17 protein-coding genes are annotated in these 22538 nt (G+C 59.7%); 13 read left to right on the forward strand and 4 right to left on the reverse strand.

Annotation, left to right across the window (positions count from 1 at the left end; all coding sequences use genetic code 11):
- Nucleotides 1-100 precede the first annotated feature (100 nt).
- From AC5SEO_RS00620 to AC5SEO_RS00665, 10 genes are all read left to right on the forward strand, one after another.
- Nucleotides 101-1558 carry an amino acid permease gene (locus AC5SEO_RS00620; protein ID WP_019564934.1) on the forward strand — a complete coding sequence of 486 codons (1458 nt, stop codon included), beginning with the start codon at nucleotides 101-103 and terminating at the stop codon, nucleotides 1556-1558.
- Complete coding sequence (locus AC5SEO_RS00625; RefSeq protein WP_019564933.1) at nucleotides 1555-2508, forward strand: asparaginase; 954 nt, start codon at nucleotides 1555-1557, stop codon at nucleotides 2506-2508. The genes AC5SEO_RS00620 and AC5SEO_RS00625 overlap by 4 nt, the downstream gene beginning before the upstream one ends.
- Nucleotides 2509-2674: 166 nt before the next feature.
- The gene (locus AC5SEO_RS00630) at nucleotides 2675-2812 is read left to right on the forward strand and encodes a hypothetical protein (RefSeq protein WP_003497749.1); all 138 of its coding nucleotides are present in this window, start codon (nucleotides 2675-2677) and stop codon (nucleotides 2810-2812) included.
- Nucleotides 2813-2824: 12 nt separating this feature from the next.
- On the forward strand, nucleotides 2825-2914 hold the full coding sequence (gene kdpF / locus AC5SEO_RS00635; RefSeq protein WP_003511473.1) for a K(+)-transporting ATPase subunit F: 90 nt from the start codon (nucleotides 2825-2827) through the stop codon (nucleotides 2912-2914).
- Nucleotides 2915-2947: 33 nt separating this feature from the next.
- Entirely contained in the window at nucleotides 2948-4651 is a 1704-nt protein-coding gene (kdpA, locus tag AC5SEO_RS00640) for a potassium-transporting ATPase subunit KdpA (protein ID WP_003511472.1), read from the forward strand.
- A 9-nt stretch (nucleotides 4652-4660) separates the two neighbouring features.
- Nucleotides 4661-4825 (forward strand): hypothetical protein, encoded by a 165-nt coding sequence (locus AC5SEO_RS00645; RefSeq protein ID WP_162995269.1) that lies wholly within the window; start codon nucleotides 4661-4663, stop codon nucleotides 4823-4825.
- 44 nt (nucleotides 4826-4869) lie between these two features.
- Nucleotides 4870-6954, forward strand: a complete 2085-nt coding sequence (kdpB, locus tag AC5SEO_RS00650; protein ID WP_035199695.1) for a potassium-transporting ATPase subunit KdpB — start codon at nucleotides 4870-4872, stop codon at nucleotides 6952-6954.
- 11 nt (nucleotides 6955-6965) lie between these two features.
- Complete coding sequence (kdpC, locus tag AC5SEO_RS00655) at nucleotides 6966-7532, forward strand: potassium-transporting ATPase subunit KdpC (protein ID WP_112292097.1); 567 nt, start codon at nucleotides 6966-6968, stop codon at nucleotides 7530-7532.
- 54 nt (nucleotides 7533-7586) lie between these two features.
- Entirely contained in the window at nucleotides 7587-10289 is a 2703-nt protein-coding gene (locus AC5SEO_RS00660) for a DUF4118 domain-containing protein (RefSeq protein ID WP_112291821.1), read from the forward strand.
- A gap of 18 nt (nucleotides 10290-10307) precedes the next feature.
- Nucleotides 10308-10997, forward strand: coding sequence for a response regulator transcription factor (locus tag AC5SEO_RS00665; RefSeq protein ID WP_003511468.1), 690 nt, complete (start codon nucleotides 10308-10310; stop codon nucleotides 10995-10997).
- Between the two features lie 36 nt (nucleotides 10998-11033).
- On the opposite strand, the gene AC5SEO_RS00670 is transcribed toward AC5SEO_RS00665, so the two are convergent.
- A complete protein-coding gene (locus AC5SEO_RS00670) occupies nucleotides 11034-12086 on the reverse strand; it encodes a threonine aldolase family protein (protein ID WP_003511467.1) in 1053 nt (350 codons plus the stop codon).
- 371 nt (nucleotides 12087-12457) lie between these two features.
- On the opposite strand from AC5SEO_RS00670, the gene gltB reads away from it, so the two are divergent.
- The 3 genes from gltB to AC5SEO_RS00685 are packed head-to-tail and all read left to right on the forward strand — an operon-like array spanning nucleotide 12458 to nucleotide 18840.
- Nucleotides 12458-17203, forward strand: a complete 4746-nt coding sequence (gene gltB / locus AC5SEO_RS00675; protein WP_003511466.1) for a glutamate synthase large subunit — start codon at nucleotides 12458-12460, stop codon at nucleotides 17201-17203.
- 8 nt (nucleotides 17204-17211) lie between these two features.
- Entirely contained in the window at nucleotides 17212-17370 is a 159-nt protein-coding gene (locus AC5SEO_RS00680; RefSeq protein WP_013761865.1) for a hypothetical protein, read from the forward strand.
- 15 nt (nucleotides 17371-17385) lie between these two features.
- Nucleotides 17386-18840 carry a glutamate synthase subunit beta gene (locus AC5SEO_RS00685; RefSeq protein WP_003511464.1) on the forward strand — a complete coding sequence of 485 codons (1455 nt, stop codon included), beginning with the start codon at nucleotides 17386-17388 and terminating at the stop codon, nucleotides 18838-18840.
- 181 nt (nucleotides 18841-19021) lie between these two features.
- Here AC5SEO_RS00685 and AC5SEO_RS00690 read toward each other — a convergent pair whose 3' ends face one another.
- From AC5SEO_RS00690 to AC5SEO_RS00700, 3 genes are all read right to left on the reverse strand, one after another.
- Nucleotides 19022-20377 (reverse strand): sensor histidine kinase, encoded by a 1356-nt coding sequence (locus tag AC5SEO_RS00690; protein ID WP_174068917.1) that lies wholly within the window; start codon nucleotides 20375-20377, stop codon nucleotides 19022-19024.
- Complete coding sequence (locus tag AC5SEO_RS00695) at nucleotides 20374-21048, reverse strand: response regulator transcription factor (protein WP_041694647.1); 675 nt, start codon at nucleotides 21046-21048, stop codon at nucleotides 20374-20376. Before AC5SEO_RS00695 ends, AC5SEO_RS00690 begins: the two co-directional genes overlap by 4 nt.
- Nucleotides 21049-21254: 206 nt before the next feature.
- On the reverse strand, nucleotides 21255-22490 hold the full coding sequence (locus tag AC5SEO_RS00700) for an SGNH/GDSL hydrolase family protein (RefSeq protein WP_013761862.1): 1236 nt from the start codon (nucleotides 22488-22490) through the stop codon (nucleotides 21255-21257).
- Between the last annotated feature and the right edge of the window lie 48 nt (nucleotides 22491-22538).

Genomic DNA, 22538 nt, shown 5'->3' on the forward strand with positions numbered 1-22538 from the left:
GCTTGCTGGCGCTGTATCCAGCGCCGAGCATGCCAGTTCCAATTTTGATTTCCGGCGTATCGCCGACTGCAAAGCAAATTCATTGGGAGGAGAAATATCAATGAAATCTGTAAAAACGGCACCTGCCGAACGCGAGGTCTTCACGGAAGAAGACCTCGGATACCACAAGGCACTCAAACCGCGTCAGATCCAGATGATCGCGATTGGTGGCGCAATTGGCACCGGGCTGTTCCTGGGCGCCGGTGGACGGCTGGCGCAGGCCGGTCCGGCGCTGGTGTTCGTTTATGCGCTTTGCGGCTTCTTTGCGTTTCTGGTGCTGCGTGCACTTGGCGAACTTATCATGCATCGCCCGAGTTCCGGCTCGTTCGTGTCCTATGCCCGCGAGTTCTATGGCGAGAAGATGGCTTTCTTTGCCGGCTGGATGTATTGGTTGAACTGGGCAATGACCTCGGTGGCCGATGTGACCGCCGTTGCGCTCTATATGAACTTCTTCAAGCACTACGTCCCCTGGCTGGCGGGCATCGACCAATGGGTGTTTGCACTTACGGCACTTCTGGTCGTGCTGGCGATGAACATGCTGTCGGTGAAGGTTTTTGGCGAGCTTGAGTTCTGGTTCAGCCTGATCAAGGTGCTGGCGCTTGCGATCTTCCTCGTCGTTGGCGTCTATTTCGTCATCTTTGGCACGCCCATTGAAGGGCATGTGACAGGCTTCAGCATTATCACCGACAATGGCGGCTTCTTCCCGAACGGCATTCTTCCCGCCTTCGTCATCATTCAGGGGGTAGTGTTCGCTTACGCCTCGATCGAACTGATCGGCACGGCGGCAGGGGAAACCGAAGACCCGCGCAAAGTCATGCCCCGCGCCATCCGCGCCGTGGTGCTGCGCCTCGTGGTGTTTTATGTCGGCTCGGTATTGCTGTTCACGCTGCTTCTGCCTTATACCGCCTATAAGGCTGGCGAGAGCCCCTTCGTTACCTTCTTCGGTTCCATCGGTGTTCAGGGTGCGGATGTGATCATGAACCTTGTGGTGCTAACCGCCGTGTTGTCTTCGCTCAATGCCGGGCTTTATTCTACCGGCCGTATTCTTCATTCGATGGCGGTCTCCGGATCGGCGCCGGCAGCGCTGGCAAAGATGAACAAGGCTGGCGTGCCCTATGGCGGTATTGCGGTGACCGCCGCCGTCACCGTTCTCGGTGTGGCGCTGAACGCCGTCGTGCCAGCTGCGGCCTTCGAAATTGCACTCAACCTGTCGGCGCTCGGCATCATCTGCGCATGGGCCGTCATCGTGCTCTGCCAGCTCAAACTGTGGCAGCTTTCCAGGCGCGGCGAACTGGCTCGCCCGGATTTCCGCATGTTCGGTGCGCCTTACACTGGCATTCTCACACTCGTCTTCCTGTTCGGCGTGCTGGTGCTGATGGCTTTTGATTACCCTGTCGGCTCGTGGACCATCGCTTCGCTGCTGGTCATCATCCCGGCGCTGGTCATCGGCTGGTATATGCTGCGCGACCGTATCCACCGTCTGGCCGGCGAACGTGCAGGCGCGGGAGCATCGCATTGAGCGGGCATGGTGAAGCTCCACTGGTGGCGGTCATCGCCACCGGTGGTACCATCGCCAGCAGGCGCGGCGCCGATGGCGCCAGCACACCAAGCCTTTCGGGTGAAGACTTGCTTGCACTGGTTCCGCAAATCAACGCGAGGCTGAAGCCGGTCGATCTGATGGCGAAGGATTCCTCCAGCCTGACATTGGCCGACATGCAGCGCATCAGCGATGCGGTAGGCGTGGAGCTCAATGATCCCGCTGTCACCGGTGTCGTCGTTCTGCATGGAACCGATGCGATGGAAGAATCATCGCTGCTCGTGCATTTGCAGCATGCCACCACCAAGCCGGTTGTCTTCACCGGCGCACAGTTTACAGCCGACCATCCGAATGCGGACGGGCCGTCCAATCTGGCCGCGGCCATAGAAACGGCGCTTGATCAGACGAATGCCGAACGCGGCGTGCTTTTATCCTTCGGCGGCAGATGTCTGCCGGCATGGGGGCTGTACAAGCTGAGCGCGGATGCGGCGGATGCGTTCCGCTCTGCGCGGCCGGCGGCCCATGCCGCAGCGCTGGAGCTTGCTGTGCCCCTCGCCGATCTGCGGGTTGATATCGTTGCCATTTATCCCGGTTGTGATGCCGCCCATATCGAGGCGAGCCTGCAGGCCGGTGCGGATGGGATCGTGCTTGCCGCACTTGGCTCCGGCAACGCCAATCCGGGCATCGCTGTGGCCGTGAAGCGCTGTGCCGAGCGAGGCGTTCCTGTCGTCGTCTCCAGCCGGGTCCCGGAAGGACTGCTGGTGGCGAGTTACGGCGGTGGCGGCGGTGGTCACGATCTGGTCGCGGCCGGTGCCATCCATTCGTCAACGCTGCGCCCCGGACAGGCGCGTATACTGCTTGCGGCGCTGATTGCCGCCAACAGCCCGGCGGAAAAGATCGTTTCCGCGTTCAAAGACGGCTCGCTCTCTTAAGCAGCGGCTGCAATGCCCGCATTGGCGAGCATCGAAATTCCTATGGGATTCCTATTTTATTCCATCTGCGGCCGTCTCGAACCTTTATGCGGTTCGGGTGCATTCTTCTGTGCGGGAAGGGATGGTGTTTCTTCCCAGCCAGAAAGAATGAAAAGCGACGTCCCACATGACGGCGCTTTTCTTCCTGTCCGGCTCCTCGGTTAAAAAAGGAGTCCCATCGATGATGGACGTTATTCTGATCGGTGCAGCCACGGTGTTTTTCGCGCTTTGCTTTGCCTATACGCGCGCCTGCGACCGGCTTTAGGCGGAGGTCGAGATGTTATTCGACTATGTTTTGAGCGGTGCCGTCACCGTCTTTATCGCCGCCTACCTCACCTATGCTCTCATTCGCCCCGAACGCTTCTGATCGGGAAGCGGCGGCTATTGAAAGTTCAATACCATGACCCTCAATGGATGGTTTCAGATCCTGCTTTTCTGCGGGATCGTTGTCGCGCTGGTGAAGCCTCTCGGCTTCTATATGGCGCGAGTCTTCAATGGCGAACGCACCCTGCTTTCGCCGGTTCTCGCACCCGTCGAGCGCGGCCTGTATGCCCTTGCCGGGACAAGCGAGCGCGAAGAACAGCACTGGACGACCTATGCGTTTTCCATGCTCCTCTTCAACCTCTTCGGTTTTGCCCTGCTTTACGCCCTGATGCGCTTTCAGGGTATGTTGCCATATAATCCGGAAGGAATGGCAGCGGTCGGGCCGGAACTGTCTTTCAACACGGCAGTCAGCTTCGTCACCAACACCAACTGGCAGAACTATGGTGGCGAAAGCACCATGTCCTATCTGACCCAGATGGCTGGTTTCACCGTGCAGAACTTTGTTTCTGCCGCGACGGGCATGGCGATTGCAATCGGGCTAATCCGCGCCTTCGCGCGCGCTTCCGGCAAGGCCATCGGCAATTTCTGGGTGGATATGGTGCGCTCGACGCTCTACATCCTGCTGCCTGCCTGTATCGTGCTTACCCTGGTTTACGTATGGCTCGGCGTGCCGCAGACGCTTGGCGCTTATGTCGGCGCCCAGACGCTTGAAGGCGCGCGGCAGACGATCGCAGTCGGCCCGGTAGCGTCGCAGCTGGCGATCAAGATGCTCGGCACCAATGGCGGCGGTTTCTTCAATGCCAATTCCGCGCATCCGTTCGAAAACCCTGATGCCATCTCCAACATGATCCAGATGGTGTCGATCTTCGCGATCGGTGCTGCCTTCACCAACGTCTTCGGCCGTATGGTCGGCAACACCCGTCAAGGCTGGGCAATCCTTGCTGCCATGGGTGTTCTGTTCATCGCCGGTGTTGCAGTGACCTATTGGGCGGAAGCAGCCGGAAATCCGCTGATGCACAGCTTCGGCCTTGCCGGAAGCAACATGGAAGGCAAGGAAGCTCGCTTCGGCGTGGCACTCTCGTCGCTCTTTGCGGTCATCACCACCGCTGCCTCCTGCGGTGCGGTCAACGCCATGCATGGTAGCTTCACGGCGCTCGGTGGTCTCATTCCGCTCATCAACATGCAACTGGGTGAGGTAATCGTCGGCGGCGTTGGCGCGGGTTTCTATGGCATTCTTCTCTTCATCATCATCGCCATTTTCGTGGCGGGGCTGATGGTCGGGCGCACGCCGGAGTATCTCGGCAAGAAGATAGAGGCCAAGGAGATGAAGATGGCGGTTCTGGCCATTCTCTGCCTGCCGCTCGCCATGCTGGTTTTCACAGCCACCGCCACAATTCTGCCCTCGGCGGTCGCGTCGGTCGGCACAGCCGGACCGCACGGGTTCTCCGAGATTCTTTATGCCTATACCTCGGCTGCTGCCAACAACGGCTCTGCCTTCGGCGGCCTCACGGGCAACACGACCTGGTACAACATCACGCTTGGTTTTGGCATGTTGATGGGACGTTTTCTGGTGATCATCCCGGCGTTGGCGATTGCCGGCTCGCTGGTTACCAAAAAGACCGTTCCGGCATCAGCCGGCACCTTCCCCACGGACGGCCCGCTCTTCGTCGGTCTGCTCGTCGGCACGATCGTGGTCGTCGGTGGCCTCACCTTCCTGCCGGCCCTGGCGCTTGGTCCGGTCGTGGAACATCTGGTCATGGCCGCCGGCCAGGTATTTTGAGGTGGTGCCATGACGAAGGATACTCCCCGACGTAACCGCACCCTTCCTGTCCGCACTGGCGCTCCTGTTCACGGGAGCGCCGGCCCGGGCGGCTGGTGCGCATCCAATCTCATTCTTGCAATGATGGCGGCTCTGTTCGCCGCCGTCTGCGCTCTCGAAGTTCTCACGGGCTGATCGACCCTCATCGGTCGCCCTGTTTCAAACGCTGGAGTCTCTTCATGAGCCAGTCCAAACAAGCGAGCATCCTTGATTCTCGCATTCTCGTTCCGGCAATTGCCGACGCATTCAAAAAGCTCAATCCGCGCACGCTTGCGCGCAATCCGGTCATGTTCGTCGTGGCAACGGTATCGGTGCTGACAACCGTGCTGTTCGTTCGCGATCTCATCATCGGCAATGCAAATCTCGGCTTTTCCTTCCAGATCAATCTGTGGCTTTGGTTCACCGTTCTCTTCGCCAATTTTGCCGAGGCCGTAGCCGAAGGGCGCGGCAAGGCGCAGGCGGATTCGCTGCGGAAAACCCGCACGGAAACCCAGGCGAAACTTCTGACAGGTGATGATCGTAGCCAATACACGATGGTAGCTGGCGCTGGCCTCAAGGTGAACGATGTCGTTCTCGTCGAGGCTGGCGACATCATTCCGTCCGACGGTGAAGTCATCGAAGGTGTTGCCTCAGTCAATGAAGCGGCAATAACGGGCGAATCCGCCCCTGTTATCCGCGAATCCGGCGGCGATCGCTCGGCCGTCACCGGTGGTACGCAGGTGCTGTCGGACTGGATAAGGGTTCGCATCACCGCTGCTGCCGGCTCCACCTTCCTCGACCGGATGATTTCGCTCGTTGAAGGCGCCGAGCGCCAGAAGACGCCGAACGAAATCGCGCTCAACATTCTGCTTGCGGGCATGACGCTCATCTTCGTTCTGGCCACCGCGACCATTCCGAGCTTTGCGGCCTATGCCGGTGGCTCCATCCCGATCATCGTGCTGGTGGCGCTGTTCGTGACGCTCATCCCGACGACCATCGGCGCTCTCTTGTCGGCGATCGGCATTGCCGGCATGGACAGGCTGGTGCGTTTCAACGTGCTTGCCATGTCCGGCCGCGCGGTGGAAGCCGCCGGCGACGTCGACACGCTGCTGCTCGACAAGACCGGCACGATAACGCTCGGCAACCGCCAGGCAACCGAATTCCGCCCCGTCACCGGTGTTTCCGAACAGGAACTGGCCGATGCGGCGCAGCTTGCATCGCTTGCCGACGAAACGCCGGAAGGCCGTTCCATCGTCGTTCTCGCCAAGGAAAAATACGGCATCCGTGCCCGCGACATGCAGAAACTGCACGCCACTTTCGTGCCCTTCACCGCCCAGACCCGCATGAGCGGTGTGGATTTCGAAGGCTCTTCCATTCGCAAGGGGGCTGTCGATGCCGTTCTTTCCTATGTCGATGGGGGTGTTACGCAGCAAGGCAATACGGCGCTTGCCGTTAAAACCGAAACGGATGTAACGCGCGACATCCGCACGATCGCGGAAGAGATAGCCAAGACAGGCGGCACACCGCTTGCCGTCGTGCGCGACGGTAAGCTGCTCGGCGTCGTGCAGCTGAAGGATATCGTCAAGGGCGGCATTCGCGAGCGTTTCGCCGAACTTCGCCGCATGGGCATCCGCACGGTGATGATCACCGGCGACAATCCCATGACGGCCGCTGCCATCGCGGCGGAAGCAGGGGTGGACGATTTCCTCGCCCAGGCGACCCCGGAAAACAAGCTGGAGCTTATCCGCGAGGAACAGGCCAAGGGCAAGCTCGTCGCCATGTGCGGTGACGGCACGAACGATGCGCCCGCACTGGCGCAGGCCGATGTGGGTGTCGCCATGAACACCGGCACGGTCGCAGCGCGCGAGGCTGGCAACATGGTCGATCTCGACAGCGATCCGACGAAGCTCATCGAAATCGTCGAAATCGGCAAGCAATTGCTGATGACGCGCGGCGCGCTCACCACATTCTCCATCGCCAACGACATCGCCAAATATTTCGCCATCATCCCGGCAATGTTCCTGGCCTTCTATCCGCAGCTTGGCGTGCTGAATGTCATGGGTCTTTCGACACCGCAAAGTGCGATCCTGTCTGCCATCATCTTCAACGCGCTCATCATCATCGCGCTCATCCCGCTCTCGCTGAAGGGCGTCAAATACCGCCCGATCGGGGCCGGGGCGCTGCTGTCGCGCAATCTCGTCATCTATGGTCTGGGCGGCATCATCGTGCCCTTCATCGGCATCAAGGCCATTGACCTCGCCATTACGGCGCTTGGTCTCGCCTGAGGAGTATGGAAATGTTGAAACAGCTACGTCCCGCACTGGTGCTGATCCTTGCCACCACCGCAATCACCGGCCTTGCCTATCCTCTTGGAATGACGGGCCTCGCACAGGCTATCTTTCCCTTCCAGGCAAATGGCAGTCTGATCGAGAAGAATGGGACTGTTGTCGGGTCGCAATTGATAGGGCAGGCCTTCACCGGCGAGAAATATTTCCACGGCAGGCCGTCGGCTGCCGGCGACGGCTACAATGCCGCGTCGTCTTCCGGCTCCAACCTGGGACCGACGAGCGCAAAGCTTATCGACCGGGTGAAGCAGGACTACGAGGCTGCTAAAGCCGAAAATCCGGCAGCCGAGGTTCCCATTGATCTGGTGACGGCATCGGGCAGCGGTCTTGACCCGCATGTGTCGCCTGAGGCCGCCTATTTTCAGGTCTCGCGTGTCGCCAAGGCAAGGGGCATGAACGAAGCGTCACTGCGCGCCGTCGTCGACGCCCATGTGGAGGCGCCTGAATTGGGCTTCATGGGCGAGCCCGTTGTAAATGTGCTGGCTCTCAACATGGCTCTTGACGCAGCCGGCTCATGAACTGAAATGGCTATGGCTTCTTTGGAAGCCATAGCTTGTCCACTGGTGGGTTAAATGCCTGACGATAATCGTGATATGCCGAGCAGACCATCGCCGGATGCGCTGCTTGAAAACGCCCGGCGCGAGGCGCGAGGGCGGCTGAAGATTTTTCTGGGCGCAGCTCCCGGTGTCGGCAAGACCTATGAAATGCTGATGTCTGGCCGGGCAAAACTCGCAGATGGTGTCGATACCATTATCGGTGTCGTGGAAACGCATGGCCGCAAGGAAACCGAAACACTTGTGCAGGGTTTCGAGATCATTGCGCGCCGGAACATTGATTATCGCGGCCAGGCGCTGAACGAGATGGATCTCGACGCCATTCTTGCCCGTCGACCGGCGCTGGTTCTGGTCGATGAGCTGGCCCACACCAATGCGGCCGGCAGCCGGCATCCCAAGCGCTATATGGATGTTCAGGAAATTCTCGCGCAGGGCATCGATGTCTATACGACATTGAACATTCAGCATGTGGAAAGCCTGAACGATGTGGTGGCGCAGATCACCCGTATCCGCGTGCGCGAAACGGTGCCGGACAGCATCATTGACCGGGCTGACGATGTTGAGATCATCGATATCACCCCCGACGATCTGATCAAGCGCCTGCAGGACGGCAAGGTCTATATGCCCCGCACCGCGCGGCGCGCCATCGAGAACTATTTTTCGCGCGGCAATCTGACGGCCCTGCGCGAGCTTGCGCTACGGCGCACAGCGCAGCGGGTGGACGAGCAATTGCTCAACCACATGCAGTCGCACGCCATCTCCGGGCCGTGGGCTGCGGGAGACCGTGTTCTAGTCTGTCTGGACCACGGCGGCAACGGCCCCGGTCTGGTGCGTTATGCCCGAAGGCAGGCCGATCGCCTGCGCGCGCCGTGGACGGCACTGCATCTGGACACGCCTCGCTCTCAGCAATTGTCGGAGGCGGAGAAGGATCGGCTGGCCGGCACCATGCGGCTCGCGCAGCAGTTGGGCGGCGAGACAGTAACCCTGCCGGCGCTCGACCTGACGCACGAAATCATATCTTATGCCAACGCCAATAACTTTACCCACATCATCATCGGCCGTCCCAGAAGGTCGTGGTGGCAGAGAATTCTGCAGCGTTCGCTGACGCATGATCTGATAGACCATGCCGGCGATATCAGCGTGCATGTCATTTCCGGCGACAAAAACGTGGAGAAGCCGGTCCAGACCGTGAAACCGGCAACGGCTCAATCGCGGTTTTCGATACTGCCCTATCTCAACAGCACCCTGTTTGTCGGACTGGCAATAGTGGCCGGCATCGTGCTTGACCAAGCCCTTGATGTTCAAAATCTGGCGCTGGTGTTCCTGATGGCGGTTTTCGCGGCAGCCGTGCGCGGAGGGCTGGGGCCTGGCCTATATGCTTCCCTGCTTGGTGCCTTTGCGTTCAATTTTTTCTTTCTTGAACCGCGTTATACCCTGACTGTCCGCGATCCCGAAAGCGTCGTGGCGCTGCTGTTCTATCTCGGTGTGGCGCTTGTCGCCTCAAATCTGACTGCGGCGGTGCAGCGGCAGGCCGCAGCTGCACGGATGCGTGCGCGAACCACGGAAGATTTGTACCTTTTTTCCAAAAAACTCGCGGTTACCGGCACGCTGGATGACGTATTGTGGGCAACCGCGTTCCAGATGGCGTCGATGCTGAAAGTCAGGGTCGTCCTGCTTCTGCCCGAAAACAATTCGATCACCGTCAAGGCGGGCTATCCGCCCGATGACACGCTCGTGGATGCTGACATTGCGGCCGCACACTGGGCCTGGGAACACAACAAGGCTGCAGGCCGGGGTGCCGATACGCTCCCGGGTGCCAAACGCCTTTATCTGCCGCTGCGCACCGGCAGCGGCGCCGTCGGGGTGGTGGGGCTGGACGACGACCGGCTTGGCCCGCTTTTCACACCTGAGCAGCAGCGGCTTTTCGATGCGCTGGCGGATCAGGCGGCACTTGCCATCGAGCGCATCCAGCTGGTTTCGGATGTCGATCGGGCAAGGCTTGCGGCGGAAACCGACCGGCTGCGCACCGCGCTTTTGACCTCCATCTCCCACGACCTGAAAACGCCGCTCGCCGCCATTCTGGGTTCCGCCGGAACGCTGAAGGATTTCGCCGACGACATTCCGCTCGAGGCGCGCACCGAACTGCTTCTAACCATCGTCGAGGAATCCGAACGGCTGAACCGCTTCATTTCCAACCTGCTCGATATGACGAGGATCGGTTCGGGCGCGATGGAGCCGAATTACGGATTGCATTTTGTTGGCGATATGGTCGGAACAGCGCTTTCACGCGCGGCGAAAATCGTTGTCAGGCACGAGATCGTTCTGGACATTCCCTCCGATCTGCCGATGCTGAAGGTCGATCCGGTGCTTTTTGAGCAGGTTCTGTTCAATCTGATCGACAATGCCGCCAAATACGCGCCCGAACAAACCGTAATCCAGATTCGCGGGTGGCGGCAGGGCAGACATGTCTTCCTGTGCGTTGCCGACGAGGGGCCGGGTATTCCCCCTGATGATACCGAGCGGGTGTTCGACAGTTTCTACCGTGTGCGCAAGGCGGACCATGTGCAGGCCGGGACCGGCCTCGGGTTATCCATCTGCAAGGGGTTTATCGAGGCCATGGGTGGATCTATTCGCGCTGAAAACAGATCAGGTCGCACGGGCGCGCAATTTATCATAAGCCTGCCCGTTCCCGCCGAAGTGCCGGTGCTTAATCATGACTAGGGCTGAAGGAGATCGGCAATGACCAATTCCGCCGTTCGCATTCTGATCGTCGACGATGAACCGCCGATCCGCAAACTTTTGCGGGTCGGTCTCTCGACGCAGGACTATGCGGTCAGCGAGGCGATGAATGCCCGCGTCGCGATGGAGTTGATGAACGAGGACAAGCCCGATCTCGTGGTCCTTGATCTCGGTCTTCCGGATATGTCGGGACACGAGCTTCTGGAGAAATGGCGGGGCGAGGGGCTTTCCCTACCCGTCATCATTCTTTCCAGCCGCACTGACGAGGCGGGTATCGTCAAGGCACTGGAGCTGGGTGCCGACGATTACATCACCAAGCCTTTCGGCATGAACGAGCTTGTTGCCCGCATTCGTGTCGCCCTGCGCCATCGCCTTCAGAGCCAGGGTGAGAGACCGGTGTTTCATACCGGCGATCTTTCGGTCGATCTCGTCAGACGCATCGTCAAGGTGGAGGACCGGGAGGTGAAACTCTCGCCCAAGGAATATGATATTCTGCGGGTTCTGGTCCAGCATGCGGGCAAGGTGCTGACGCACCGTTTCCTGCTGGAGCATGTGTGGGACGAGTTGACCGACGTGCAATATTTGCGCGTTTATGTACGCCAGCTTCGCCAGAAGATCGAAAAAATTCCGGATCAGCCGCGCTATATCCTTACGGAAACTGGTGTCGGCTACCGGCTGCAGGAGGTTTGAGGGCGCCGTTACGACACGGCGCCCCCGAATGTTTTGTCAGACAGCGGCGCAGATCGACAGGAATTCGTCGACATCAGTCTCGGTCGTTGCGAAGCTGGTGACCATGCGGATCAGCACCTCGTCCTTTCCAACCTTTTCCGGCATATCGCGGGGCACCAGCCAGTCGTAGAACTTCGCGCCTTTCTCCGTTGCCGCTTCAGCGGCGGCCTTCGGCAGAATGGCGAAAACCTCGTTTGCAGTGGTCGGCCATGCCAGACGGGCACTGTTAAGCGAGGCGAAGCCGGCGCGCAGCCGATTAGCCATGGCATTGGCGTGGCTTGCGAGACCCAACCAGAGATCGTCCTGCAGATAGGCTTCGAATTGTGCGGCGATGAAGCGCGACTTCGAAAAAAGCTGGGCGGTGCGCTTGCGCAGGAAGGCGAAGTCTTTGGCGAGCGCGGGGTCGAAAAACACGATCGCTTCCGCGCACCAGCAGCCGTTTTTCGTGCCACCGAAAGAGAGCACATCAACGCCGCGTTTCCAGGTCATTTCGGCGGGCGTGGTGCCGAGTGCGGCAAGCGCATTGGCAAAGCGTGCGCCGTCCATATGCAGCGGCAGGCCGTTCTCCTTGGCGATTTTGGCAATCGCGTCGATTTCATCGAGCGTATAGACAGTACCGGCCTCGGTTGCCTGTGTCATCGTAACCGCTGCGGCACGTCCGTGATGAACGGCGTCCTGCGGATAGCGCGAAATGCGCTCGATCAGATTTTCCGGCAGCATCTTGCCGTTCGGTCCCTCGACGGCAACCATGCGCATGCCGGAGAAGAAATCCGGCGCTCCACATTCATCCTCGATCACATGGGCTTCGGAATGACAGAAGGTCAGGCCGCCGGGGCGGGCAATGCTTGCCAGCGAAAGAGAATTGGCCGCCGTACCTGTAGCGACGAAAAACACCGCCACTTCGCGTTCGAATATTTCATTGAAGCGCTTTTCTATAGAAAGGTCGAGGGCGCTGGTGCCATAGGCAGCCGCAAATCGGGTGGATTCCCGCGAAAGGCGCTCGTTGATGGCAGGGTGGGCACCGGCCCAATTGTCTGAGGCAAAAAACATCTCTGAAAGCTTTCCGATGGCTGTTGTGCTGGTGTTGGGAATGCGTTGACGATGAACCGCAAAGTTCTAGGACCTAACCTCGCGGTTGGCAAATCCGGCAATGAAAGCAACGGCCCGAAGCGTTTTGTGACAAGAAAGTTTCGCGCAATGGGTCAGTATCGAAACTTCGCTGCAAATCTGCACTGCGACTAATTGGATTCGCACCCTTGCTAAACCCGCGGGTTTCTGCCAAAATTCTCTCGAATTGAGACAGCTTTGCTGTCCTAAATTTGGTCGAGCCGGATTGAATGCGGATTTTTCGGAAAGCGAAATTCGTGTCGAGCCGGATCTTCGCATGAAACCATGCAAGTAATTTTGCAGGAGGGACGAAAATGACAAACAAGCTGCAGGCAGACAACGTCGCCGCAACCCTGACCACAGACTGTCCCACCGCGGCTGCGGCCGCACCCGTTTCTGCGAAGGGGCGTTTCGCGGGCGGCCTGCCGGAAAAGCAGGGTCTTTACGATCCGCGCAATGAGCACGATGCCTGCGGCGTCGGCTTTGTTGCCCATATGAAGGGTCAGAAGTCGCACCAGATCGTCAAGGACGGCCTGTTCATTCTCGAAAACCTGACGCATCGCGGTGCTGTCGGCGCTGATCCGCTGATGGGCGATGGTGCGGGCATTCTCGTGCAGATCCCCGACCGCTTTTTCCGCGAGGAAATGGCGAGCCAGGGTGTGACGCTGCCGAAAGCTGGCGAATATGCCGTTGGCCACATCTTCATGCCGCGCGATCCGTCCCGTATCGATCACTACAAGAAGGTCATTGTCGACGTGATCGGCGAGGAGGGACAGCAGTTCCTCGGCTTCCGCGACGTGCCAGTCGACAATTCTTCCCTTTCCAAGGCACCCGATATCGCTGGCACCGAACCGCACCATGTTCAGGTTTTCATCGGCGCCGGCCGCGATGCGGCGACCAATCATGACTTCGAGCGCAAGCTGTTCCTGATCCGCAAGGTTCTCTCCAACCGCATCTACGACGAGGGCGGCGGGAAGGAAACGCAGGATTTCTATCCGGTCTCGCTGTCCTCCTCAACCATAGTCTACAAGGGCATGTTCCTCGCCTATCAGGTTGGGGCCTATTACAAGGATCTGGCGGACCCGCGTTTCGAATCCGCGGTTGCGCTGGTGCACCAGCGTTTCTCCACCAACACCTTCCCGTCCTGGAAGCTCGCGCATCCCTATCGCATGGTCGCCCATAACGGCGAGATCAACACGCTGCGCGGCAACGTCAACTGGATGGCGGCGCGTCAGGCGTCTGTTTCGTCGGCGCTGTTCGGTGACGATATCTCCAAGCTCTGGCCGATTTCCTATGAAGGCCAGTCGGACACCGCCTGCTTCGACAACGCGCTCGAATTCCTCGTGCGCGGCGGTTACTCCATGGCCCATGCCGTGATGATGCTGATCCCGGAAGCCTGGTCGGGCAATCTGTCCATGTCGGCTGAACGCAAGGCTTTCTACGAATATCATGCCGCGCTTATGGAGCCGTGGGACGGCCCGGCCGCCGTTGCCTTCACCGATGGCAAGCAGATCGGCGCAACCCTCGACCGTAACGGTTTGCGCCCGGCGCGCTATCTCGTCACCGACGACGACCGCGTCATCATGGCGTCGGAAGCCGGCACGCTGCCGGTTCCGGAAGAACGCATCATCAAGAAGTGGCGTTTGCAGCCCGGCAAGATGCTGCTGATCGACATGGAAAAGGGCTCGATCATTTCCGACGAGGACGTGAAGCACGAGCTTGCTGCCAAGCACCCCTATCGCACCTGGCTAGACCGCACCCAGCTCATTCTTGAGGATCTGAAGCCGGTGGAGCCACGGGCGCTGCGGCGTGACGTGTCGTTGCTCGATCGCCAGCAGGCCTTCGGTTACACCAGCGAAGATACCAAGCTCCTGATGTCGCCGATGGCAACAACGGGCCAGGAAGCCATCGGCTCGATGGGTACCGATACGCCGATTTCGGCGATGTCGGACAAGTCCAAGCTGCTTTACACCTATTTCAAGCAGAACTTCGCGCAGGTCACCAACCCGCCGATCGATCCGATCCGCGAAGAACTGGTGATGAGCCTCGTTTCGTTCATTGGCCCACGCCCGAACCTTCTCGATCACGAGGGCGCGGCCCGTGCCAAGCGTCTGGAAGTGCGCCAGCCGATCCTCACCAATGGTGATCTGGAAAAGATCCGCTCCATCGGCCACACCGAAGACCGTTTCGATACCAAGACGCTCGACTTTACCTATGATGTGGAGCGCGGCGCCGAAGGCATGCCTGACATGCTCGACCGCCTGTGCGAGAGGGCTGAATCCGCTGTTCGTGGTGGTTACAACATCATCGTTCTGTCCGACCGCCAGCTCGGCCCGGACCGGATTGCAATCCCCGCGCTGCTGGCGACCGCTGCCGTGCATCACCACCTGATCCGCAAGGGTCTGCGCACCTCTGTCGGCCTCGTCGTTGAAACCGGCGAACCGCGCGAAATCCATCATTTCTGTCTGCTCGCTGGCTATGGCGCGGAGGCCATCAACCCCTACCTCGCCTTCGACACGCTGCTCGACATGCACAAGCACGGCGCCTTCCCGAAGGAAGTGTCGGACGACGAAGTCGTCTATCGCTACATCAAGGCGGTGGGTAAGGGCATCCTCAAGGTCATGTCCAAGATGGGCATTTCCACCTACCAGTCCTATTGCGGCGCGCAGATTTTCGACGCCATCGGCCTGTCGTCGGAATTCGTCGAGAAGTATTTCTTCGGCACCGCCACCTCCATCGAGGGCGTGGGTCTGACCGAGATCGCCGAAGAAACCGTAACGCGTCACACGGCGGCTTTCGGCAAGGATCCGATCCTTGCCAACACGCTCGATATCGGCGGCGAATATGCCTATCGCATGCGCGGCGAAAGCCACGCCTGGACGCCGGATGCCGTCGCCTCGCTGCAACACGCCGTGCGCGGCAACAGCCAGGAACGCTACCGTGAATTTGCCGACATGGTGAATGAGACGGCGCTGCGCATGAACACCATTCGCGGCCTGTTCAAGGTCAAATCGGCGGAAGCGCTCGGCCGCAAGCCGGTTTCCATCGATGACGTCGAACCGGCGGTCGATATCGTCAAGCGCTTCTCGACGGGCGCTATGTCCTTCGGCTCGATCAGCCGCGAGGCGCATACGACGCTTGCGATTGCGATGAACCGCATCGGTGGCAAGTCCAACACCGGCGAAGGCGGCGAAGAATCCGACCGTTACATGCCGCTTCTGAACGGCAAGCCGAACCCCGAGCGTTCCGCCATCAAGCAGATCGCATCCGGCCGCTTTGGTGTGACGACGGAATATCTCGTCAATGCCGACATGTTGCAGATCAAGGTCGCGCAGGGTGCCAAGCCCGGCGAAGGCGGCCAGCTGCCCGGCCACAAGGTGGATGCGACGGTTGCAAAGACCCGTCACTCCACGCCGGGCGTCGGCCTCATTTCGCCGCCGCCACACCACGATATCTACTCCATCGAAGATCTGGCGCAGCTGATCTACGACCTGAAGAACGTCAACCCGGAAGCAGATGTTTCTGTGAAGCTGGTGTCGGAAGTGGGCGTGGGCACGGTTGCGGCGGGTGTCGCCAAGGCGCGCGCCGACCATATCACCATCGCCGGTTTCGATGGCGGCACCGGTGCTTCGCCGCTGACGTCGCTGAAGCATGCCGGTTCGCCCTGGGAAATCGGCCTTGCCGAAACCCAGCAGACGCTGGTGCTGAACGGCCTTCGTTCGCGCATCGCGCTGCAGGTGGATGGTGGTCTGAAGACCGGCCGCGACGTCATCATCGGCGCGCTGCTTGGTGCGGATGAATTCGGCTTTGCCACCGCGCCGCTGATTGCTGCGGGCTGCATCATGATGCGCAAGTGCCATCTGAACACCTGCCCCGTCGGCGTCGCAACGCAGGACCCGGTTCTGCGCAAGCGCTTCAAGGGCACGCCGGAACACGTCATCAACTACTTCTTCTTCGTGGCTGAAGAAGTGCGCGAAATCCTCGCCTCGCTTGGCGTTACCAAGCTGGACGAGATCATCGGCGCTTCCGAACTTCTCGAAAAGGATGAGATGCTGGCGCACTGGAAGGCCAAGGGTCTGGATTTCAGCCGCATCTTCCACAAGGTAGAGGCTCCCAAGGAGGCAACCTTCTGGACCGAGCGTCAGAAGCACCCGATCGACGATATTCTCGATCGCAAGCTGATCGAGAAGTCGCTACCGTCGCTGGAAAACCGCGAGCCTGTCGTTTTCGAAGTGCCGATCAAGAACGTCGACCGTTCCGCCGGTGCCATGCTGTCAGGCGCGCTTGCCAAGCGCTGGGGCCATAAGGGTCTGAAGGACGATACGATCCACGTGACGCTGCGCGGCACGGCCGGTCAGTCCTTCGGCGCGTTTCTCGCTCGCGGCATCACCTTCGATCTGGTGGGTGACGGCAACGACTATGTCGGCAAGGGTCTTTCGGGTGGCCGCATCATCGTGCGCCCGCCGGAAAACACCCGTATCGTCGCGGAAAACTCGATCATTGTCGGCAACACCGTTCTTTACGGCGCCATCACCGGCGAGTGCTATTTCCGCGGTGTTGCGGGTGAGCGCTTTGCAGTGCGCAACTCCGGCGCGGTCGCGGTTGTCGAAGGTGTCGGCGACCACGGTTGCGAATATATGACGGGCGGTATTGTCGTGGTGCTCGGCGAGACGGGCCGTAACTTCGCGGCCGGCATGTCCGGTGGCGTGGCTTACGTTCTCGACGAGAAGGGCGATTTCGCCACCCGCTGCAACATGGCCATGGTCGAGCTGGAGCCGGTTCCGGAAGAGGACGACATGCTCGAGAAGCTGCACCATCACGGTGGCGACCTCATGCACAAGGGACGCGTTGACGTCTCCGAGGACATGACGCGTCACGACGAGGAGCGGCTCTACCAGCTGATTTCCAATCACTTCCATTACACCAATTCTGCACGCGCCAAGGATATACTCGACCGCTGGAGCGAGTTCCGTCCGAAATTCCGCAAGGTCATGCCGGTCGAATACCGTCGTGCGCTTGAGGAAATGGAGCGCATGCGCATGGGCGTCGCGGCGGAATAATCCGCCGCGTGGGGATACTACACCAACTGGTCTCGCTGATGATCGCGGTCGCCGTTCCCATGGTGATCTATTGGACAAGCGGCGAGACCGGATTTGAATTCATCGTATTGGGGGCGGCTTTCGGTTTCGCTTACTGGTACTGGGGCCCGACAGGCGCTCCGCTTTGATGTGAGGACATAAACGTGGGCAAGGTTACAGGTTTTCTTGAGATCGACCGGCAGGTGGGCAAGTATCAGCCCGCATCGGACCGTATCCGCCATTTCCGCGAATTCACAATTCCGATGTCGGATGCCGAGGTGCAGAAGCAGGCGGCGCGCTGCATGGATTGCGGCATTCCCTACTGTCACGGCCCGACGGGCTGTCCCGTGCACAACCAGATCCCCGACTGGAACGATCTGGTTTATAACAACAATTGGGAAGAGGCGATCCGCAACCTCCATTCCACCAACAACTTCCCGGAATTCACCGGCCGCGTCTGTCCGGCACCCTGCGAGGAAGCCTGCACGCTGAACCTCGAGGATGCACCGGTCGCCATCAAGACCGTCGAGCAGGCGATTGCCGACAAGGCCTACGAGCTGGGCTTTATCGTGCCGAAGCCGGCGACGATCCACACCGGCAAGAAGGTCGCCATCATCGGTTCCGGTCCTTCCGGCATGGCGGCAGCGCAGCAGCTTGGCCGCGCCGGTCATGAGGTCCACGTTTACGAGCGTGAATCGAAGCCCGGCGGTTTGCTGCGTTACGGTATTCCGGATTTCAAGATGGAGAAGAACTTCATCGACCGCCGTGTCGAGCAGATCAAGGGTGAAGGTGTTACCTTCCATTGCGGCGTCAACGTCGGCGTGGATGTAACGGTCGAAGCGCTTCTGGCTGATCACGATGCGGTTCTTTATTGCGGCGGTTCGGAAACCCCGCGCCCGGCCGGCATCGGTGGCGCCGATTTCAATGGCGTTTACGACGCCATGCCCTATCTCGTGCAGCAGAACCGCCGCGTTGGCCGCGAAAACATCGACAGCATCGGCTGGCCGGCCGATCCGATCCTCGCCGGCGGCAAGCATGTCGTCGTCGTCGGCGGTGGCGATACGGCGTCTGACTGCGTCGGCACGGCCTTCCGTCAGGGTGCGGTTAAAGTCACACAGCTCGATATCCGCCCGATGCCGCCGGAAAAGGAAGACAAGCTCGCCGTATGGCCCTTCTGGGCAACGAAAATGCGCACCTCTTCTTCGCAGGCAGAAGGTGCCGTTCGCGAGTTCCAGGTTGCCACGCTTGAATTCGTCGGTGAAGACGGCGTTTTGACGGGTGTGAAGTGCTGTCAGGTGGACGACCGGCGCAAGCCCATTGCCGGTACGGAATTCATCATCAAGGCTGATCTTGCCTTCATCGCCATCGGTTTTTCCGGTCCTTTCACCGATAGCGTGCTGAAGGAAATGGATGGCAAGCTGTCGCTCAACACCGATCGTCGCGGCTCCACCAACGTGATCGCCAACGAAACGGACTACAAGACCTCGGTCGACAAGCTGTGGGCGGCAGGCGACGTTCGCCGTGGCCAGTCGCTGGTGGTCTGGGCAATCCGCGAAGGCCGTCAGGCGGCACGTGCTATCGACGAAGAGCTGATGGGCGCAACCGTCCTTCCGCGCTGAGCGAGTTGATGCGGCGCAAGCCGTCGTAACGAAAACAAAAGGGCCTGTTGTATTTCACAACAGGCCTTTCGTTTGACTGGAGAACCGAAACGCGATGGAGGTGTCGCATTCAGGGGGACGGCAACATATCGTGCCTGAGAATTGCAATTACATTACGTGGTGTCCGAAGACAGGATTCGTTTCAGCAATAGGGAAGGCTGATGCGGAAGGAGGCGCCGCCGGATGGGGAATCACTGATGCTGATCTCGCCTCCATGGTAGCGGACAATTTCCTGCACGAGGTTGAGACCGAGCCCGGTACCGCGATCCTTCGGTATCAACCGGTGAAATGCGTCAAACACGGCTTCCCGGTCCTCTTCGGGAATTCCGTTGCCTTCGTCGGATATGTCGATCACGCGGTTGGCGCCCAGTTTTATGGTGATCGTTCCGCGATTACCGCCATGTTCGATGGCGTTTTGCACGACGTTCATCAGGGCGCGTTGCAGCGAGGCGTCATCGGCAAGGGCGAGGATCGGCTCTTCGTCCGGCTCGAACGAAAGTTCGTAGCCTTGAGAGATTGCAAGCGGCGCCATATCAGCGACGACAGACCGGCAGAGGCCGACAAGATCTAGTGGAATAAGCGACGCCTTTTGCCCGCCAAGTCGTTGCAGATCGAGCAACTGTTCGGCAAGCACGGCGATACGGCTGGCATCGGCTAGTATCCGGCTCCGGTCCGGTCCGTCCAGCAACGTTTCGACACGGGTCTGGAGAATGGCGACAGGGGTCCGCAATTCATGGGCGGCGTCGAGAATGAAGCGCTTGTGCCGCTCGTAACCATCGTCCAGCCGTTTCAGCGCGCCGTTGACGGCATGCACGAGCGGCTGCACCTCCCATGGAATATCGCTATCCGGCAATCGATATCCGCGCTTGTCGATGTCGATGCTTTCCGCCGTTCGCGCAATAGCGGAAAGTGCGAAAAATTCCCGACGGATGATCCATGGAATGGTCACGATTGTCACAATGGACATGATAAGGAGGATCGGCATGATCAGTATGTTGGAGAACAGTAGGACGGGGAATGCCATACTGAAGGCTCCGCCCTTGCCGACCATAACGAATTCGCCCGCCGGTCCCGATGCACGACGCACGACGGCGATTCGCAAGACAGCAAGATAGGAGTAGGACAATGCCGCATCGCGTACGTCCGACACTTTGACGTCGCTAAGCTGTTGATCCATGTTGCTAAAGGCCTCAGGCACCGGCCCACCCTGCACGATCTCACCTTTCTCGCTGACCGCAACGAACCAGAAACCGGGCATGCTGTCGCGCAGCTCGACAAATTCATTTGTTTCGTCAAGCATCAGCCGGCCATCCTTGTCACGCATGATGGCATTGGCTGTAATCTGGGCCGCTGCCGGGCTGAGAAGGGCGCTGCCCGAGGCGCCGCTGGACAGGTAAGCGACGAAGGCGGCAGTGACGATGAAAAGGCTGCCGATCTGGAAAAGCAGCAATTGAATGGTCAGGCGTCGCTTGAGCGATTTCCTTCCGGCCGATTTCATGAGGCCGCCCTCAGCAGATAACCGACGCCGCGAATACCGTGAACCTCCAGACCCGCATCCGCTGCCTGCAATTTGCGGCGCAGACGGGAGATATGGGAATCAAGCGCATTCGACTGGATTTCATCGTCGAAATTATAAACCGCCTCTTCCAGTACCGATCGCAGCACCGTTCTGCCCTGCCGACGCAACAGGGCCTCAAGGATCAGCAATTCGCGTCTGGTCAGGGCAATAAACTCTCCCTTGATGCGGACTTCACGGGTTTCGAAGCAAAATTCCAGCTTGCCCAGTTTCGCCGTCATCGTCACGCTGCCGGCCGGCCGGCGCATCAGGGCGCGGATGCGAGCAAGGAGTTCCTCGACAGCGAAGGGCTTGGCCAGATAATCGTCCGCACCAAGGTTCAGGCCGTTCACCCGATCCGCAAGCGTGCCTTGCGCGGTCAGCACGATGACGGGCGGTGTGACGGGCAGCAGACGCAGATCTTCTACAAGCTGGATGCCATCGCCATCGGGCAATTGCCGGTCGAGCACGACAAGATCGTGAACACCGTCCATGATCGCATGCCGGGCAAGATCGAGCGTGCCGACATTGTCCACGATGATATCGAACCGGTGCAGGGCGGCGGAAAGGGCTGCTGCCATTTCGCGTTCGTCTTCAACAAGCAGCAGGCGCATGAATTGTTCTCGGCAGTGTCTGGCGTACGCCTTCCCGGAGAGGAAGGGGCGCGGGGGCATCGGATAAATATCACCGTGCAGTAAGGCGCGGGCAGGGGAGGGCAATTGGCCGACCCCGCATTTTCTGCAAAGCTGAATTTATCCTGCCATTGCCGGGTTGCCTCAACATTACGCCGGTTCGAGCCGTAGCGACGGCGGAGAAGTGGCTACTGTCTGGCCTGAGCAGTATCCGGGACAATCCGGTAGTCATCGATACGACCCGCCGGTGCATCGGCCATCTCGCCCCGCTTGGTCAGCCGTTCGCGTGGCGATTCCACCACCGAGACACGTGTCGATACGGCCGTCGAAGGGACATCGCCAAGCAGCTTGTCACCGCCATCGAGGTTCGGATCGGTCAGGCTGATCGGCTGGGTGCGCACCTGTCCCGCGTCGATGCCAAGCGCGGGCAGGGAGGTGAGTGCAGGCAAATTGCTGCCGTCCAGTTTCACGAGGTCCGGTCCGGCGCTGTCGAGGTGCCTGCGCACGAATTTCTCGACGTAAAAAGCAAGCTTGCGTTTGCCGGCCTGCGTCATGCCGACGCCATCTGCCTCACGCAGACGGGCCTGCTGCCCGTTCATGTCGTAGCCGGTGATGACAAATTTACCGGCCTCGTCGACAAAGCCGTCCCAGACATCGACGAATTCGCCGCCGTATTTTTCGATATGGCTGCGATAAAGCCGGTTGAAGCCGACGAGATCGGCCGAGAGTGAGGTTGACTGGAAGGCCGGCAGGCCAACCCACAGTAGCGGCACCTTCGGCCGGCCGGCAAGGGTCAGAAGTTCATCGATCCGCCGCTCATATTCCTTGAACCAGACATCGGTGCCAAATTTTTCCCTGGTATCGCCGATCTGCATCTGCTGGCGATCGTTCGATCCCATCATGATGACGATCGTGGCGGGATTTGTTTCGGTTATGAACTGCGGCAGATTGGCGAACCAGTCGTAATAGTCCGTGCGTACGAGGCCCGAAGAACCATTCGCGCGCACATCGACCGAAATTCCCGGAGAGCTGGCGAAGGCATTGACCAATTCTTCCCCCATGCCACCGGCCAGAAAATCACCGACGACCAGAACACGCCTGGCATTTTCAAGCTTGGCGGTCGGCTCCGGTTTTATGGTTCGCATCTGAACCACCGAAGGCGCTTTTCTTGCGGGTTGCGGGCGGGTGACTGATTTTTCACGCGGGGCAGCCGGGAAATCCCGGCGACTGCGGGGCTGGTATTCGCGGCCTGGCGTGTCCTCCCGGCCCACGGGCCGGCCAAACAGCATTTCGAACAGGGTGCGTCGCTGTTCCTGGGCGAAGGTTTGCGAAGGGACAAGCGGCGTGCACAAGACAGCACAAAGAATGGTGGCGCAGATGCGCCAGCCCGTACTTGTGCTTTTTGCCGCAGGTTTCCTACTCATGACATCGATCCTTCCGGATACTTCGGCGGCGTTGAAGACCGCCGCCGA

This window comes from Agrobacterium sp. K11, from assembly GCF_059429395.1.